This is a genomic window from Ruegeria sp. HKCCD6426, assembly GCF_057221115.1.
The window spans coordinates 360,251-376,280 of record NZ_JBWVBF010000003.1 but is presented as its reverse complement, the minus strand read 5'-3'; the positions used below and the strand labels follow the sequence as shown (position 1 = coordinate 376,280).

Below are 16,030 nucleotides of genomic sequence, written 5' to 3'. Positions count from 1 at the left end.
ACCGTCGCCTAACGGACATACCCCACACGCTAAGGGCATCACCGGACCTAAGACAAGCCAGAACCTCTTGCTGAGTTCGGTCACCCAAGGCGATTGTCGAAAAAGCAATGACCGCAATCCCTTGAGCCTGGGGCTTCTGACCCTTAGATTAGAAGCAACACGCGAGAACGGAGCACACCATGTTTGGTATCCCCGGCAAACAAGCCGTAACCATGACGCCGAAGGCTGCAGAGCAGATCTTGCGCCTGATGACCTCAGGCGGCCACGCCGGGCTGCGCATTGGCGTCAAGAAGGGTGGATGCGCCGGCATGGAATACACGATGGACTATGTCGATGAAGCCGACTCAAATGACGAAGTGGTCGAACAGGACGGTGCGCGTGTAATGATCGCACCCATGGCGCAGATGTTCCTGTTCGGGACCGAGATCGACTACGAGGTGTCTTTGCTGGAATCCGGCTTTAAGTTCCGCAATCCAAATGTAGTCGATGCCTGTGGCTGCGGTGAATCCATCAAATTCGACGATACCCTCACTGTTCAGCGTTAAGGCGCCGTTTCAGACACATTCAAGTCTTATTGTGCTAGCGAGTCACAAGGTGACACGATTGGCCACGTTATATCGACCTACTCTGTGGCTGGAATTGTCAGGCGTCGCGGACGATGTTATCGCGTTCCAAACACATCAGGCAGAGAGGAATACCAGATGCGGCGCAAACTGGCGGCTGGGAACTGGAAAATGAATGGATTAGGGGCTTCGCTGACAGAGATCACGGCACTTGCCGGGATGTACCCTGATCCTTTTGTCGATATTCTGATTTGCCCGCCGGCAACCTTGCTGCATCGCGCATCCCAAGCTGCAGACGGCTCGGGCGTCGCTGTCGGAGGTCAGGATTGCCATCCGGACGCTTCTGGTGCCCATACCGGTGATCTGAGCGCCGATATGTTGCTGGACGCGGGTGCCAATGCGGTGATTCTCGGCCACTCCGAGCGGCGCGAAGACCATGGAGAGGACAACGATGACATCCGGGCCAAGGCCCGCACAGCAATGGACGCAGGCCTTATGGCGATCATCTGCGTCGGCGAAAGCCTGGAACAGCGCGAAGCAGCAAACACGCTCGATATCATTGGCGGCCAATTGTCCGGCTCGATCCCGGATCAGTCTACGGGCGAAAACCTCGTCGTTGCCTACGAGCCGATCTGGGCAATCGGAACCGGTAAGGTTCCTACGCTGGAACAGATCGGGGAAGTGCACGATTTCATTCGCGCGCGGCTGGAGCGCCGCTTTGGCGAAGGCGTGGGCCGTTCCGTCCGGATTCTTTATGGCGGATCAGTTAAGCCGAGCAATGCCTCCGAAATATTTGCCGTGTCGAACGTGGATGGCGCGTTGGTCGGAGGCGCCAGCCTGAAAGCACAGGACTTTGCAGGCATCATCAGCGCGTTGGAGAATGCGTGAACACTTAGGTGACGGGTAAATCACTCTGCAATGTCTTCCGCCCAAAGTTCGGGCTTTTCCGTGATGAACCGCTTCATCAGTGCGATGCAATCGGGGTCTTCTGCCAGAATGACCTCGACCCCACGCTGGCGCAGAAACTCTTCATTACCGCCAAAGTTTTGCGTGTCGCCGATAACAACACGCGGGATACCAAACTGAACAATCGTTCCAGCGCACATCATGCAAGGCGATAGCGACGTATAAAGCACGGTATCTCGGTAGGTTTTCTGCCGTCCCGCCTTGCGCAGCGCGTCCATTTCCCCATGTGCGATCGGGTCGCCTCGCTGAACACGCTGATTTCTCCCCTGCGCGACAATTTCACCGCCGCGAGCCAGAACCGATCCGATCGGGCACCCACCTTCGTCAAAACCCTCTTTGGCCTCAACATAAGCGACGCGCAGCAAGCGCGCGTCGGTATCACTAAACATGCTGGCAAGCCTCCTCGGATCAGTGTTTTGAAGACAACCTGACGAATGCCGGAACGGGCGTCAACGGCAGGTTGGCGCACAGCGACACCCTTTATGCCAGTTTCATTGTAACAATTCCGGCTGTGATCAGAACCGCCGCCAAGACTCGTGTCGCAGTTAGTGTCTCACCCATCATTGTGACGCCGACGACAAAAGCTCCAACTGCGCCGATACCGACCCAGATGGTGTAGGCGGTACTCAACGGCAGTTCCCGCATTGCCAATGCGAGCAATCCAAACGAACCGATCATAGATACTCCCATGATCGCGGTGGGCCAGAAACGGGTAAAGCCGACGGACTGCTTCATCGCGCCCGCCCAAACAACTTCCAAAATTCCGGCAAAAAATAGCATGATCCATGCCATTGGGTGACCTCATGTCCTGTTCGGGTCGTCCCGAATGGTTATCCATTATGGAGAGGTCGTCCTCACCCCATCAGCTGGGAACTCAAACTTCCATTTCAAGAGGAACAAACAGAAAAACCGGGCGGATCGCGCCGCCCGGCCTATTGACGGGTTAACAAACCCTAGTTGGTGATAATCTCCGGCCCCATGAAGGTGTTCGGCAGGAAGGTCGAAATCCACGGGATGTAGGTCACCATGATCAGGAAGACAAACAACACCGCGAGGAAGGGCAGTGCTGCGCGCACCACGCTCATCATCGGCATGCCCGCAACACCGGAGGTGACGAAGAGGTTCAGACCGACCGGAGGCGTAATCATCCCGATCTCCATGTTCACAACCATGATGATGCCGAGGTGGATCGGGTCGATTCCCAACTCGATGGCAATCGGGAACACCAGGGGCGCCACGATGACCAGCAATCCCGAAGGTTCCATAAACTGACCACCGATCAGCAGGATGACGTTGACCACAATCAGGAAGGTCACCGGCCCCAGACCCGCCGAGAGCATGGCGGTGGCGATGTGTTGCGGAACTTGCTCATCTGTCAACACGTGCTTGAGGATCAAAGCGTTGGCGATCACGAACAGCAGTGTCACCGTCAGTTTGCCGGCCTCGAACAAAGTGTGTTTGGTGTCAGGGTGGATGAATGCCGTGACCAGCGCATAGGGTTTCTTCAGCAGAGAGATGTTCTGCGAATCCCCTTCTGTGCTGAGCGGCCCCATATCCTTGTAGACAAAGCTGGCGATGAGGAAGGCATAAACGGCGGCTACGGCGGCGGCTTCAGTTGGCGTGAAGATGCCCCCGTAGATGCCACCAAGAATAATCACAATCAGGAACAGGCCCCATCCCGCCTCGCGCGCCGAAGTGAAGACTTCGCCCCACCCTTTCCAGTCGCCCTTGGGCAGGTTCTTGACCTTGGCCATCACGTAGATCGTGACCATCAGCATCAAGCCTGCCATCAAGCCCGGAATAACGCCTGCCAGGAACATGCGACCGACAGAAACCTCGACCGCCGCGGCGTAGACCACCATCACGATGGACGGCGGGATCAGGATACCCAATGTACCCGCGTTACAGATCACACCGGCGGCAAACTCTTTGGAGTAGCCAACTTGGCGCATCCCCGCGATAACAATGGACCCGATTGCCACGACAGTTGCCGGGGACGAACCTGACAGTGCTGCGAACAGCATACAGGCGAAGACACCTGCAATTGCCAATCCGCCGGGCAGATGCCCCACGCAGGCAATCGAGAACCGGATAATCCGCCGCGCCACACCACCTGTCGTCATAAAAGACGACGCGAGGATGAAGAACGGAATGGCCAGCAGTGTAAAATGACCCTCAAAGGCTTCAAAAAGGGTGCCTGCAACCGAGGCCAGCGAGCTATCGGAATAGATCAGTAGGAACAGGGTCGAACTGAGGCCCAGAGCCACCGCGATCGGTACACCAATCAGCAGCAGGCCGATGACCATCGAGAAGAGAAGTACTACGTCCATCAGTCATGCTCTCCTTGCTGAGCCCGGACTTCTTCGATCTCGTCCTCGACTTCGTGGCTGGCGACAAGACGGTCGGTATCGCCGCGCCAGATTTGAACTGCGACCTGTGCAAAGCGGATCACCAGCAACAGCATCGACACTGGCAACACCAGATAGGGCACCACTTTGGGTAGCTTTTCGTAGCCCTCGCCATAGTTGATCAGGCCTTCAAGAAAGCGCAGCGGCGCCACCATGGGGATATCATCGACTTCATAGAAGCTCTGACTGCGCGCGCTGGTATCGAACCCGGTTGGGAACCAGCGGCCGGAAGTCGGTGGCAGGTCAGCAAAGACCGCCCAATAGTCGTACGACCCCTTGAGCAACAAAAGCGAGAACACCAGACAGCACCCGACGGCAATCAGCGCCAGTATCCGGCGCGGCGCCGGGGCCAGCATGTTCAGAATTGCATCAACGCCCAGATGCGCGTGCTTCTTGACGGCGTAGGAAGCCCCCAGAAGAACCAACCAGCCAAAGGTAAAAACCGTCAGCTCAAGCGCCCACAGGATGTTGGAATTAAACACAAACCGCGCGATCACGTTAGCAAAGGTGACGACTGTCATCAGACCCAGCAGACACGCGATCAGGGTTTCTTCGATATGGTCGACCAGCCCGCCTTGGCCGGATTTCGCACCAGACATATCTCTGTCCCCGCATTTTTTATGATGAGAGTAAAGGGTGGCGGGCCTCAAACGGCCCGCCTGGTCTGCGCGTCCATCACTCCCCAGTCCCGGACGCGCGACCTGTACCGGGCTTAGAACCCAGCGTTGATGGCCTGAGCGGCGTCGATCTTGTCCTGACCCACGTCACCGGCGAACTTGTCCCAAACAGGCTTCATCGCATCAACCCATGCTTGACGCTGTTCCGGGTTCAGTTCGCGGATGATGCCACCCGCGTCTGTGATCGAGGCTTTGGCCGCTTCGTTCACGGTGAAGGCTTCTTTGTTCCGCGTCTCAGTCACTTCGGCCAGAATGGTCAGAAACTGATCACGCACTTCAGGGTCAAGGCTGTCCAGCCAGTCCACGGATGTCACAACCAGATAGTCGATGATGCCATGGTTGGTTTCGGTGATACCGTCTTGAACCTCAAAGAACTTTTTGCCGTAGATGTTCGACCAGGTGTTTTCCTGCCCGTCCACAACGCCCTGCTGCAACGCGCCATAGACCTCCGAGAACGCCATCTTCTGCGGGCTGCCGCCAATGGCTTCCATCTGCGCGACCAGCACGTCCGAGGACTGAACGCGGAACTTCAGGCCTTCCGCATCCGACGGCTCTTCCAGCGGCTTATTAGCTGACATCTGCTTCATTCCATTGTGCCAGAATGCCAGCCCCTGCAGGCCACGGCGCTGCATGCTGTCTTTCATCGCCTGACCATCTGCCGAGGCTTGGAATGCATCCACAGCGTCGATGTTCTTGAACATGAACGGCAGGTCAAACAGACGGAATTGCTTGGTGAATTTCTCGAACTTTGACAGAGACGGCGCAGCCAGTTGCACGTCGCCTTGCAGCATTGCTTCAAGCACTTTGTCATCGTTATAGAGCGTAGAGTTCGGATAGACCTCTATGCACATCACGCCATTCATCTCGTCATTGACGCGCTGCTCGAGCAGCGAAGCGGCGATACCTTTAGGGTGCTTGTCGGTGTTTGTCACATGCGCGAACTTCACCACAATCTCGCCGTCGTCGCAGGCTGCAAAGCCTGCGGTTGCGGTGACAGAAAGGGCAAGCGCGGTAGCGGCGGTTGTCAGGAACTTCATGTGTCTTTTCCTCCCAGACTTCTGTGAAATCTCTGCTGAACGCCTCATCGGCGATCACTGCGCGCAGTCAAACGAATCGCAGATAAGCTCTCAACGATTTGTTCATTTTTGAAGCAGATCGTATTTAATCCATAGTTTTCAGTATGTTACCAACATGCTTTTCAAGTGACCGTCTGTAGCCAACTTGATAAGTGCGAAAAACCGCACATCCCAATCGCCGATTGTGCGGAAATCCGCACAGTTTCGAATCAGTCAACCGAATCACGGACTTGACCACTTGCGTCGAGAGCAATCCATCGACGTGCTCCGCATGAAATGAAGTCAAAGCCAACCAGAGAGACCTATCTGCGATAGTCTTCTGGGCGTATCTGATATCGCGCCAGTTTGTCGTAAAATGTCTTTCGCGGCAATTTCAACGCCTTTGCGGCCTCGGACGCCTTGCCATTATGCCGGCCGAGCGCCGCGATAAGAAGCGACCGTTCCACCCGTGCCATTTGTTCGCTCAATCCCAGATCGGCCGCCTTCGCCACCTCCTCTGGCATACCCAGGACGAACCGCATGGCCGCAGACATCAGAGACCGTGCGTTTCCCGGCCAGTCCTGCGCCATCAGCGAAGCAAGATGGTCTGAAGTGATCTCTGGCTCGACGATCCCCGCCTGCTCGGCTGCCTGCGCGACATAATGGCGAAAGATCACCGGTATATCTTCGGGCCGCTCTGACAAGGCCGGGATGCGCACGGGCATGACATCCAGACGATAATAGAGATCCGCATTGAAATCACCGCGTTCTGATAGCTCGGCCAGATCGGCAGTGGTGCCGGCAATTATGCGCGTCCCCACCGTTTTTTCCATCAATTCCAGTGCTGCGTATTGGGTGGCGTCGGGCAGTGCCGAAACTTCGTCCAGAAACAGGGACCCGCCCGCTGCATCCTCGCACCCCTGCAACAATTCGCCCGGCGTCAGACCGGATGCCGCCCGTTTGACAAACGGCCCCTGCCGGTCCGGCGACATCAAGTGGATCACCTCAGCAATTTTCGAGATGCCACTTCCTGCAGGTCCAGTGACCAGCACCTCAGCCCGGGTTGGGGCCACCGCCCGAACACGGTCTCTGAGGGCTTCTGCTTGCTGTGAACGGCCGAACAACATCCGAGCCGCCGGATCCCCCCTCTCTATCTCATGCTTCAGTGCGCGGTGCTCCAGCACTTGTGAGCGGGCCTCGAACGCGCGTTTGAGTACATCCAACAAATCGGTTGCAGCACACGGTTTTTCCAGAAAATCGAAGGCGCCTTGCCCCATAGCCTGAACGGCCATCGGTATGTCGCCCTCACCCGTGAGTAAAACTACCGGCAGTTCGGGATCAGTGTCTCGGGCATAGGCCAACAAGTGAAAGCCATCACGCCCTGGCATTCGAATATCCGAGACGATGACTCCGGAAAAATCCCTGCGGATATGATCCTTTGCGGCGACAAACGACCCTGCTGTGACGGGCTCATATTCGGCCAATTCCAATGTTTGCGCCAAAGCCTCGCGCACCGCCGCGTCGTCATCGACCAAAAGCACCTTGCGGATCATGCAACCTTGTCCTCCCGGTAATATTCAAGTTCGACGGTGAACATTGCGCCCTTGCCCGCGTTGATACCCCGGATATTTCCACCAAAGCTTTGAACAAGCCCGTAGGAAATCGAAAGACCCAGCCCCATTCCCTCTGATGAGCCCACGGCCTTCGTCGTATAGAAGGGTTCAAACAGCTTCTCGGGCTCTTCAATCCCCGGTCCGATATCGTGTACTGTAACCGCCAGCCTCTCACCTGCGTCGATCACGATGCCTATGTGGCGGTCTTCCTGATTGCTCATGGCGTCAGCCGCATTGTTGATCAAGTTGACGAAAACTTGCACCAGCCGCACCTCTCCACCCCAGGCGAAAATAGGTTTGTCGATTGGTTGCCAATCCAGAGTCACCCTATCAGCACGCAAGCGCGCCTCAGTTAACTCCACCGCAGTGTTGATGACCTGCACCAGATCGACCTTGCCCATGGGTTCGCTTTCATTGCGGGCAAAAGCCCGAAGGTTCTTGATGATCCGTGCCATTCGCGCGGCCATATCCGAAATTCGTCCGAGGTTTTCACCGGCCTTTTTACCCTTGCCATGCGCCAGAAACGCCGCGCCATTGTCGGCAAATTGTTGAATCGCCATAAGCGGTTGGTTCAGTTCATGGCTGATCCCAGCAGACATTTGACCAAGCGCACTCAACTTGCCGGCTTGAACAAGGTCGGCTTGGGCCTGTTTCAACGCGGCTTCCGCCTCTTCCCGTTCGGCCACCTCGCGCCGCAGGGCGGTGTTTGCGGCAGTCAGCGCGCGCGTGCGCTGCAAAACTCGACTTTCCAGCACGGCATTGGCGTCTGCCAACGTCCTCCGTCGTTCGGTCGCAAGAAACAAAAACGCCCCAAACGCAAGACAGATCGCGGCAACGGCAGCGGCCTGCAAAGCGGCCAAACGGCGCGCAGGAGCTACATCCATCAGAACTTCGCCAGTCATACCAATGACCGGCAAATCGCGGGCCAGATGTAATGCATTGCGTGGCAGATACGCGCCCCATCCCAAACGCCACAATTCATGCTGGCCCACCCGCATGGACGAGAAGTCAAGGTCAACGCCGGGTGGAGAAAGCCCGACTTGCCCCGGATCGCGTTGCCAGAACAAAAGATCAGACCGGTTGGATATAAAGACAAGGCCCGCGTGATCCACGAAGAACACCGCCTCGGTGCTTCCCCGCCATGTTTGTTCTATGTCTTCGACATCCGCGATAACCATCAGCGCACCATCCACGCGACCATCTGGCGCAAAAACCGGGGCCGCGTAAGAGTAAATTCGATCACTGGTGCCCGACAGGACCCCATGGGAACTCCCCAGCGCCCCTTGCATTGCGCGTTCGAATGCCGGTTGCCCGCGCACAGTTCCATCCACCACGTCATGCGCTGCGGCCAGAACCTCTCCACCGGGGGCAGCGAATAACACATCGACGGCCGCGGTTTTGTCCGCAGTTTCCAGCAATAGGATACGCGCAGCTCTCTTTCGTTCGGGATTGTTCAAATCGGTCAATGTCGGATGCCCGGCCATCAACACTGCAAGTTCCTGATAAACCTGCAACTGAGAGCTCAATCGATCCGAGGCCAGTTCAAGGTCCGCCTGCGCCTTTTCGCTCAGCTGTGACAACGCCTGACGATAGCCAGACGTCCAAACCGCGGCTGACAACAATCCAACCGCGCACAGAAAACCAGCAATGACCCAAAATCTCTGCATGACATAGGGTCTTGCATTCACCGAGCCTCATGGCAAGTCTGCCGCGTATGAAGACGATGATCCAATCCCCCACCGAACCTGAATTCGTGCAGAATCCCTACCCGTTCTATGATTCTGCCCGCGAACATGGGGATCTCGTGTTCTGGAAGGACTATGGAATGCCCGCTGCGGTTTCCAATAAAGCGGTACAGGACATTTTCCGAGACCGCCGTTTTGGAACCGAGCGACCACCCGAATCGGCGAATGAAGAACCCGCCCATCTTGCGCCCTGGCTCGCGATCGAGGCCCATTCGCTGCTTGAAGCAGAGCCGCCTCGGCATACCCGCTTGCGTGCGCTGGTGCTGCGTGCGTTCACGTCCCGAGCGATTTCGGCACTGGCGCCCGCAATTGAACACTTGTGCCACGAGTTAATCGACTCTTTTCCGAACGAGCCTTTCGATCTTCTGGATGCGTATTGCACGCAGGTTCCGGTCATTACCATTTGCCGTCTGTTGGGCGTGCCTGAAACCAAAGCCGCGGATTTGCTAAGATGGTCTCATGCAATGGTCGCGATGTATCAGGCTGGACGCACTCGTCAGATCGAGGACGAGGCCGCGCTTGCTTCAGCAGCCTTTACTGTGTTTCTTTCCGAGTACATAGAACAACGCCGCACTGACCCGCGCGATGACCTGATAACACGACTGATTGCGGCGGAAGAAGACGGTGAAAAACTCTCGCGGGATGAGCTCATTTCGACCTGCATTCTGCTCCTGAATGCCGGACACGAGGCCACGGTGCATTCGTTGGGAAACGGGGTGAAGACACTCTTGGAAACCAGAACGCCACTGGACGTTCTGAAACCAGCCTCAATCGACCGTACTGTCGAAGAGATCATACGCTTCGATCCGCCACTTCACCTGTTTACCCGCTACGCTTACGAAGACATCGACCTGTTCGGCCATAAGTTTGCCCGGGGTGATCAGGTTGCGTTGCTGCTTGGTGCCGCGAATCGTGATCCCTCTATCTGGCCCCATGCAAACACGTTCAATCCAAGGCGTGAAATCGTTACAAATTCAAGCTTTGGCGGAGGCGTACATTTCTGCGTTGGAGCTCCCCTCGCCCGGTTGGAAATGCGTATTGGGTTACCAATTCTCTTCGACCGGTGCCCAAACTTGAGACTGGCAAGCGAACCGGTCTATGCGGATAGCTATCATTTCCACGGACTGACAAACTTGATGGTAAGAACCTGAGGGCGGCAAAAAATATCGTTGCGAAACGCCACAGTCATAGCATCCCTTGGAAGCCACTTAACGAAGGATGCGCAATGAAGAACCTTCGTCACCCTTCCTTCAGCGCGTTCAGCGGCAGCATTGTCGTCGACTTTATCTCCTCCATCGACAGCAGAGCGGTAACGTTATGCACACGCACTTCCGAGATCAGGGTCTGGTAGAATGAATCGTACGCGCGTGCATTTTTCACGCGGACTTTCAGGATATAGTCGATATCCCCGGCCAGGCGATGCGCTTCCTGCACCTCGGGTTGATCCCGCAGCGCTTTCAGAAACTTTCTCTGCCATTCGGCTTCGTGCTCGGACGTCCGGATAAGCACAAAAAAAGTTGCCTCGAACCCCAGAGCTTCGGCATCCAAAAGAACCGTCTGCTGACCTATGACTCCTGCGCCCTTGAGTTTGCGAATACGATTCCAAACAGGTGTCTTGGAACTACCCACCCGTGCCGCTATTTCATCCAGGGACTGACTGGCGTCACGTTGCAGCTCGGCCAGAATTTTCCGATCTGTTTCGTCTATTCGAACTGACATCCCATTTTTTCCTTCGAATTAACACATATGTTCCAGCTTCGCTCGATACCGGAACATTTGTTCTTATTTGATCCGCAATATAGCGCTTAACCGGGAATATTTCCTATATTAGCACTCAAGTCAAACAACACCCGGTGCGATCAGATGCTGCCCTTTCGAAGACATACGCAAAACGATGCCGTCCATTCCGACGCCACAGGTCTGGGTTGCGATGTCGTGAACGGCAACCGCACACCGGTCCCAACTGACATTTCATTCAATAAGGAGCACGCCTGATGGCTCGCGCATTTACCCCAAAAGTGGTTACTGCCAACGACCTGTTGGAAGGCGACGTGATTTACCTGACAGAAGATGACCGTTGGTCGCGCAATCTGTCGGACGCCGAGCTTATCACCGATGAGGCGCATGCCCAGCTTCGTCTTCTGGATGCTGAGCGCCAAGTCAGTAAGATTGTTGGTGCCTATCTTGCTGATGCCGTAGCCAGCGACAACGGCCCCGAGCCCACCCATTTCCGGGAAGACTTCCGCCGCACTGGTCCGTCCAACTATGCCCACGGCAAACAGGAAACTTCCCCGCAGCCCCGGGCCTGACCTCTGGCCCTCTCTCTCCCCTTCAAGGCCCCAAGGTTCGGGGCTGCAATCAAGGACAGCTAATCATGTATCGCTACTCCGAGTTCGACACAGCATTTTTGGCAGAACGTAACGCGCAGTTCCGCGCGCAGGTCGAGCGCCGCATTGACGGGTCGCTGACCGAAGACGAATTCAAGCCCCTGCGCCTGATGAACGGCCTGTACCTGCAGCTGCACGCCTATATGCTGCGGGTCGCCATCCCCTATGGCACGCTGAACAGCGCACAGATGCGCCAACTGGCCCTGCTGGCTGAAAAGTGGGACAAGGGCTATGGCCATTTCACCACCCGTCAGAACATCCAGTACAACTGGCCGAAACTGAACGACGTGCCGGATATGCTGGACGCGCTGGCCGAGGTAGGTATGCACGCCATCCAGACCTCGGGCAACACCATCCGCAACGTGACCGCCGACCATTTCGCCGGTGCCGCCGCTGATGAAATCGCCGACCCCCGCCCCTATGCCGAACTGCTGCGTCAGTGGTCGACCGACCACCCGGAATTCCAGTTCATGCCGCGTAAGTTCAAGATCGCCATCACCGGCTCGGACAACGACCGCGCCGTGATCAAGGCGCATGATATCGGCCTACAACTGGTCGAACGTGACGGCGTTCTGGGTGCCCGCGTTATCGTGGGTGGCGGTCTGGGCCGTACCCCGATGATCGGTAAAGAGCTGTCCGAATTCGTCGCCTTTGACGACCTGCTGGCCTATCTGGAAGCCACCGTTTCGGTCTGGAACCAGATCGGCCGCCGCGACAACAAATACAAGGCCCGTATCAAGATCACCGTGCATGAAAACGGTATCGACACCATCCGCGCCAAGGTCAACGAGCGCTTCCTCAAGGTGCGCCCGCAGTTCAAGGGTGCCGACATGAACCTGCTGGAAGAGATCAAGGGGCATTTCGCGCCGCCTGCCTTCCGCGAGGGTTCGGTTGCGTCGTTTGAAAGCGCCTATACCAACAATCCCGTCTTCCGCTCGTGGGTCGATACCAACATCGCGCCGCACAAGAACGCCGACCACGCGATCGTGACGATCTCGATCAAGAAGCACGGCCAGACGCCGGGTGATGCAACTGCCGAGCAGATGCGCGTGATGGCCGATCTGGCCGAAGAGTTCGCCTATGACGAGCTGCGTATCAGCCATGAGCAGAACGTGATCCTGCCGCATGTGCACAAGTCGGACCTGCCCGCGATCCACGCCAAGCTGAAAGAGCATGAGTTGGCGACCGCCAATATCGGCCTGATCAGCGACATCATCGCTTGCCCGGGCATGGACTACTGCGCGCTGGCCACGGCCCGCTCGATCCCGGTCGCGCAGGAAATTGCGACCCGCTTCGAAGACCTGAAGCTCGAGCATGATATCGGTCACCTGAAGATCAAGATCTCGGGCTGCATCAACGCATGTGGTCACCACCACGTAGGTCATATCGGCATCCTGGGTCTGGATCGTGCTGGCGTCGAGAACTACCAGATCACTCTGGGTGGGGACGGCACCGAAACCGCAGCGATCGGCGACCGCACGGGTCCGGGCTTTGCATATGACGACATCGTTCCCGCAGTCGAGCGCATCGTGGAAACCTATCTGAACCAAAGGGAAAGCGCCGAGGAGACCTTCCTCGAAACATACCGCCGGGTCGGCATGGCACCATTCAAGGCTGCCCTCTACCCCGAGGCGCGTGCCAATGCCGCTTGACCTGATCCAGACGGAACTGGGCCGGGACAGACGCGAACTAACCGAACAGGTCGAGGCGTTGAACGCCCGGTTCCGCCACCACAGCGCGCATGATGTGATGCACGGCGCGATTGAGGAGATTGACGAGCTTGCTCTGGTCTCCAGCTTTGGTGCGGAATCGGTTGTTTTGCTGCATATGGCGGCGGTGGTGAACAAAGCGACACCGGTGCTATTTGTTGACACGCAGATGCTGTTCACCGAAACGCTGGAATACCAGCAGGAGGTCAGCGAGCGTCTGGGTCTGACCAATGTTCGCATCATCCGGGCCGCGGATGAGGACATTGAACGCGAAGACCCTTATGGCGCCTTGCGCCTGAGCGACATGGATGCATGCTGCAACCTGCGCAAAACCTTCCCGCTGCAAAGGGCACTGGCTGGTTTTGACGGCTGGATCACCGGACGCAAACGGTTCCAATCCGGAACACGGGCCGCGCTCGATTTCTTTGAAGTCGAAGACGGCACGGGCCGGATCAAGGTCAACCCTCTGGCCCATTGGGCACCCGAAGACGTGCGCGCCTATATGGAAGAAAACAACCTGCCCCGGCATCCGCTGGTGGCCAAAGGATACCCTTCGATCGGTTGTGCGCCCTGCACCTCGCCGGTCAAGGAAGGTGAAGACCCCCGCGCCGGACGCTGGCGCGATCAGAACAAGGAAGAATGCGGCATCCATTTTGTCGATGGCAAGATGGTGCGCGCCGGAGAGAAAACATGAACGTAATCGTAACGGATGGGGGGTTCGCCCCCGATGACTGGACCGACGGTTTTGTCACGCTGGAAGATGCGGCGAATGACGTGGTTGCTCTGGACGTGACTTCAGACACCGACCCGGACGAACTGTATGATCGTCTGGGTAACGCACAAATGGTCAGGGTCGATTTCCCGTCTTTTGCGGACGGTCGCGGCTTTACCATTGCGCGGACGTTGCGGCTGAAAGGTTATACCGGACGTCTGCGCGCCAAAGGTCACGTTCTGGCCGATCAATATGCCATGGCGCGCCGCAGCGGCTTTGATGAGGTCGAAATCGATCACAGCCTTGCCGACCGCCAACCAGAAGATCAATGGCTTGCCCGCGCAAATTGGCAGGACAACAACTATCAGTCCCGCCTGCGCGGCTAGGGCCGCCAATCACCAGCTTGTGACACCATGGGGGGCAATCTGTCCCCTTTTCCTGACTTGGATCAAAGATTAAACGGAGATGTCGGTTAAGCAGACCGATAGTGAAACGATGACAGAGATGAAATCCGTGACCGAAGCAACCGCCGTTAAGGCCCCCGTTCTGCCCGACGCCCAGACTGTGACCGAGGTCAAACACTGGACCGACCGCCTGTTCTCGTTCAAGGTGTCGCGCCCGGCATCCCTTCGGTTTCGTTCGGGCGAGTTCGTGATGATCGGCCTTCTGGGCGACAACGGCAAGCCGCTGCTGCGTGCCTATTCCATCGCCTCACCGTCCTGGGACGAAGAGTTGGAGTTCTACTCGATCAAGGTGCAAGACGGCCCGCTGACCTCGAAGTTGCAGCATATCCAACCGGGCGACCAGATCATCCTGCGCCCCAAGCCCGTCGGTACGTTGGTGCATGACGCTCTGCTGCCCGGCAAGCGCATCTGGTTCTTCGCCACCGGCACCGGCTTTGCGCCCTTTGCCTCGCTGCTGCGCGAGCCTCAGACCTATGAAGACTATGACGAGGTCATCATTACCCACACCTGCCGCGATGTGGCCGAGCTGGATTATGGTCGCGAGCTGATCGACAGCATCAAGCAGGACGAAATGCTGGCCGAACTGATGGGCGAAGGATTCGCGGACAAGATTCGTTACTACCCGACGACAACACGTGAAGAGAGCCCCAAGATGGGCCGGATCACCAGTCTGCTGAAGGACGGGACCGTCTTTGCCGATCTGGGCATCGAAGGCGGCATCAAACCGGAAACAGACCGCGCCATGGTCTGCGGCAGCCTTGCCTTTAACCACGACATCAAGGCGATCCTAGAAGAGTTTGGCCTGCGCGAGGGCGCAAATTCCGAGCCCAAAGAGTTCGTGATCGAAAAGGCTTTTGTCGGCTGATCCTGATTGCCGGTCCGGCCTTTTGGCCTGGGACCGGCAAAAACACCGGGATTTCATGGAATTTTCATGCGGCCTTCGATTTATGCCGCTTGAAACACTTTACGCACCAGTCTAAATTCCGGGCTCGAAATTCTGCAATCATCAAAGGAATGAACCCATAGCTCGCAGACCTCACAACGCGCCGCCGCAGAGAGACACCGGACCGCGCGTCAATGACAAAATCCGTGCCCCCGAAATTCGCCTGATCGGCGCCGAAGGTGAAAATGTCGGGGTGGTTCATCCCGCCAAAGCCATGCAACTTGCCGCTGATGCCGGCCTCGATCTGGTCGAAATCTCGCCCAATGCGAACCCTCCGGTCTGCAAGATCATGGACTTCGGTAAATTCAAATACGAGACGCAGAAGCGCGAAGCCGAAGCGCGTAAAAAGCAAAAGATCATTGAGGTGAAAGAGGTAAAATTCCGGCCCAACACCGATACGCATGACTATGACGTCAAAATGCGTAACGTGTTCAAGTTTTTGGAGAACGGCGACAAGGTCAAAATCACCCTGCGTTTCCGTGGCCGCGAGATGGCTCACCAGAATCTGGGCCGTGAACTGCTGGAACGTGTGGCCGAAGACATCAAGGAAGTCGGCAAAGTCGAGAACATGCCGAAAATGGAAGGCCGTCAAATGATCATGATGATTGGCCCACTTCCCCAAAAGTAAATATCGCCAATCACGCGAATTCGAACCCTGTCAGAGGTAATCTGGCAGGGTTTTTTTGTTCACAGGAACTTCAAAACACGCGATTTGATTCCGCCTGTCCCGGCCACCAGATCCAGAGTGTCTGATTCCGGCAGCATGTCGATTTCAGGCGCTCTGATTT

General features: G+C 56.7%; 17 protein-coding genes. 9 read left to right on the top strand and 8 right to left on the bottom strand.

All coding sequences use genetic code 11. From position 1 onward, the window contains the following. Positions 1-179 precede the first annotated feature (179 nt). Together AC2TDA_RS10650 and tpiA are read left to right on the top strand one after the other, a co-directional pair. Complete coding sequence (locus AC2TDA_RS10650; protein ID WP_480845690.1) at positions 180-545, top strand: HesB/IscA family protein; 366 nt, start codon at positions 180-182, stop codon at positions 543-545. Between the two features lie 156 nt (positions 546-701). Then, positions 702-1,451 carry a triose-phosphate isomerase gene (gene tpiA, locus AC2TDA_RS10645; RefSeq protein WP_480879231.1) on the top strand — a complete coding sequence of 250 codons (750 nt, stop codon included), beginning with the start codon at positions 702-704 and terminating at the stop codon, positions 1,449-1,451. Between the two features lie 20 nt (positions 1,452-1,471). On the opposite strand, the gene AC2TDA_RS10640 is transcribed toward tpiA, so the two are convergent. The 7 genes from AC2TDA_RS10640 to AC2TDA_RS10610 all read right to left on the bottom strand — a co-directional run bounded on the left by AC2TDA_RS10640 (position 1,472) and on the right by AC2TDA_RS10610 (position 8,949). Then, positions 1,472-1,918 (bottom strand): nucleoside deaminase, encoded by a 447-nt coding sequence (locus AC2TDA_RS10640; protein ID WP_480845692.1) that lies wholly within the window; start codon positions 1,916-1,918, stop codon positions 1,472-1,474. Positions 1,919-2,009: 91 nt separating this feature from the next. Then, entirely contained in the window at positions 2,010-2,321 is a 312-nt protein-coding gene (locus tag AC2TDA_RS10635) for a DMT family transporter (RefSeq protein ID WP_480879230.1), read from the bottom strand. 161 nt (positions 2,322-2,482) lie between these two features. Beyond that, entirely contained in the window at positions 2,483-3,859 is a 1,377-nt protein-coding gene (locus tag AC2TDA_RS10630) for a TRAP transporter large permease (protein WP_480845695.1), read from the bottom strand. Continuing rightward, positions 3,859-4,536: a TRAP transporter small permease gene (locus AC2TDA_RS10625; RefSeq protein WP_480845696.1), complete on the bottom strand. Its 678-nt coding sequence runs from the start codon at positions 4,534-4,536 to the stop codon at positions 3,859-3,861. The genes AC2TDA_RS10630 and AC2TDA_RS10625 overlap by 1 nt, the downstream gene beginning before the upstream one ends. 113 nt (positions 4,537-4,649) lie before the next feature. Next, positions 4,650-5,651: a DctP family TRAP transporter solute-binding subunit gene (locus AC2TDA_RS10620; RefSeq protein WP_480845697.1), complete on the bottom strand. Its 1,002-nt coding sequence runs from the start codon at positions 5,649-5,651 to the stop codon at positions 4,650-4,652. Positions 5,652-5,992: 341 nt separating this feature from the next. Further along, a complete protein-coding gene (locus AC2TDA_RS10615; RefSeq protein WP_480879229.1) occupies positions 5,993-7,222 on the bottom strand; it encodes a sigma-54-dependent transcriptional regulator in 1,230 nt (409 codons plus the stop codon). Then, positions 7,219-8,949 carry a sensor histidine kinase gene (locus AC2TDA_RS10610; protein WP_480879228.1) on the bottom strand — a complete coding sequence of 577 codons (1,731 nt, stop codon included), beginning with the start codon at positions 8,947-8,949 and terminating at the stop codon, positions 7,219-7,221. The genes AC2TDA_RS10615 and AC2TDA_RS10610 overlap by 4 nt, the downstream gene beginning before the upstream one ends. Positions 8,950-8,996: 47 nt before the next feature. Between AC2TDA_RS10610 and AC2TDA_RS10605 the strand changes: the two genes are divergently transcribed. Continuing rightward, complete coding sequence (locus AC2TDA_RS10605; protein ID WP_480879227.1) at positions 8,997-10,178, top strand: cytochrome P450; 1,182 nt, start codon at positions 8,997-8,999, stop codon at positions 10,176-10,178. Positions 10,179-10,266: 88 nt separating this feature from the next. Here AC2TDA_RS10605 and AC2TDA_RS10600 read toward each other — a convergent pair whose 3' ends face one another. Beyond that, a complete protein-coding gene (locus tag AC2TDA_RS10600; protein WP_480845702.1) occupies positions 10,267-10,746 on the bottom strand; it encodes an Lrp/AsnC family transcriptional regulator in 480 nt (159 codons plus the stop codon). Between the two features lie 275 nt (positions 10,747-11,021). Here AC2TDA_RS10600 and AC2TDA_RS10595 point away from each other — a divergent pair, with 275 nt between their 5' ends. From AC2TDA_RS10595 to infC, 6 genes are all read left to right on the top strand, one after another. Next, the gene (locus AC2TDA_RS10595; RefSeq protein WP_480845704.1) at positions 11,022-11,336 is read left to right on the top strand and encodes a DUF2849 domain-containing protein; all 315 of its coding nucleotides are present in this window, start codon (positions 11,022-11,024) and stop codon (positions 11,334-11,336) included. A gap of 65 nt (positions 11,337-11,401) precedes the next feature. After that, entirely contained in the window at positions 11,402-13,066 is a 1,665-nt protein-coding gene (locus AC2TDA_RS10590) for a nitrite/sulfite reductase (protein ID WP_480879226.1), read from the top strand. After that, positions 13,056-13,817, top strand: coding sequence for a phosphoadenylyl-sulfate reductase (locus tag AC2TDA_RS10585; RefSeq protein ID WP_480845707.1), 762 nt, complete (start codon positions 13,056-13,058; stop codon positions 13,815-13,817). Before AC2TDA_RS10590 ends, AC2TDA_RS10585 begins: the two co-directional genes overlap by 11 nt. Further along, on the top strand, positions 13,814-14,221 hold the full coding sequence (locus AC2TDA_RS10580) for a DUF934 domain-containing protein (RefSeq protein WP_480845708.1): 408 nt from the start codon (positions 13,814-13,816) through the stop codon (positions 14,219-14,221). Before AC2TDA_RS10585 ends, AC2TDA_RS10580 begins: the two co-directional genes overlap by 4 nt. A gap of 109 nt (positions 14,222-14,330) precedes the next feature. Continuing rightward, positions 14,331-15,164 (top strand): ferredoxin--NADP reductase, encoded by an 834-nt coding sequence (locus AC2TDA_RS10575; protein ID WP_480846360.1) that lies wholly within the window; start codon positions 14,331-14,333, stop codon positions 15,162-15,164. A gap of 115 nt (positions 15,165-15,279) precedes the next feature. Further along, the gene (gene infC / locus AC2TDA_RS10570) at positions 15,280-15,870 is read left to right on the top strand and encodes a translation initiation factor IF-3 (RefSeq protein ID WP_480879491.1); all 591 of its coding nucleotides are present in this window, start codon (positions 15,280-15,282) and stop codon (positions 15,868-15,870) included. Positions 15,871-16,030 lie beyond the last annotated feature (160 nt).

Bases quoted from the DNA above. Each gene is read 5' to 3' on its own strand.
- AC2TDA_RS10650 (WP_480845690.1), top strand. From the start codon at position 180: ATGTTTGGTATCCCCGGCAAACAAGCCGTAACCATGACGCCGAAGGCT.
- tpiA (WP_480879231.1), top strand. From the start codon at position 702: ATGCGGCGCAAACTGGCGGCTGGGAACTGGAAAATGAATGGATTAGGG.
- AC2TDA_RS10640 (WP_480845692.1), bottom strand. From the start codon at position 1,918: ATGTTTAGTGATACCGACGCGCGCTTGCTGCGCGTCGCTTATGTTGAG.
- AC2TDA_RS10635 (WP_480879230.1), bottom strand. From the start codon at position 2,321: ATGGCATGGATCATGCTATTTTTTGCCGGAATTTTGGAAGTTGTTTGG.
- AC2TDA_RS10630 (WP_480845695.1), bottom strand. From the start codon at position 3,859: ATGGACGTAGTACTTCTCTTCTCGATGGTCATCGGCCTGCTGCTGATT.
- AC2TDA_RS10625 (WP_480845696.1), bottom strand. From the start codon at position 4,536: ATGTCTGGTGCGAAATCCGGCCAAGGCGGGCTGGTCGACCATATCGAA.
- AC2TDA_RS10620 (WP_480845697.1), bottom strand. From the start codon at position 5,651: ATGAAGTTCCTGACAACCGCCGCTACCGCGCTTGCCCTTTCTGTCACC.
- AC2TDA_RS10615 (WP_480879229.1), bottom strand. From the start codon at position 7,222: ATGATCCGCAAGGTGCTTTTGGTCGATGACGACGCGGCGGTGCGCGAG.
- AC2TDA_RS10610 (WP_480879228.1), bottom strand. From the start codon at position 8,949: ATGCAGAGATTTTGGGTCATTGCTGGTTTTCTGTGCGCGGTTGGATTG.
- AC2TDA_RS10605 (WP_480879227.1), top strand. From the start codon at position 8,997: ATGAAGACGATGATCCAATCCCCCACCGAACCTGAATTCGTGCAGAAT.
- AC2TDA_RS10600 (WP_480845702.1), bottom strand. From the start codon at position 10,746: ATGTCAGTTCGAATAGACGAAACAGATCGGAAAATTCTGGCCGAGCTG.
- AC2TDA_RS10595 (WP_480845704.1), top strand. From the start codon at position 11,022: ATGGCTCGCGCATTTACCCCAAAAGTGGTTACTGCCAACGACCTGTTG.
- AC2TDA_RS10590 (WP_480879226.1), top strand. From the start codon at position 11,402: ATGTATCGCTACTCCGAGTTCGACACAGCATTTTTGGCAGAACGTAAC.
- AC2TDA_RS10585 (WP_480845707.1), top strand. From the start codon at position 13,056: ATGCCGCTTGACCTGATCCAGACGGAACTGGGCCGGGACAGACGCGAA.
- AC2TDA_RS10580 (WP_480845708.1), top strand. From the start codon at position 13,814: ATGAACGTAATCGTAACGGATGGGGGGTTCGCCCCCGATGACTGGACC.
- AC2TDA_RS10575 (WP_480846360.1), top strand. From the start codon at position 14,331: ATGACAGAGATGAAATCCGTGACCGAAGCAACCGCCGTTAAGGCCCCC.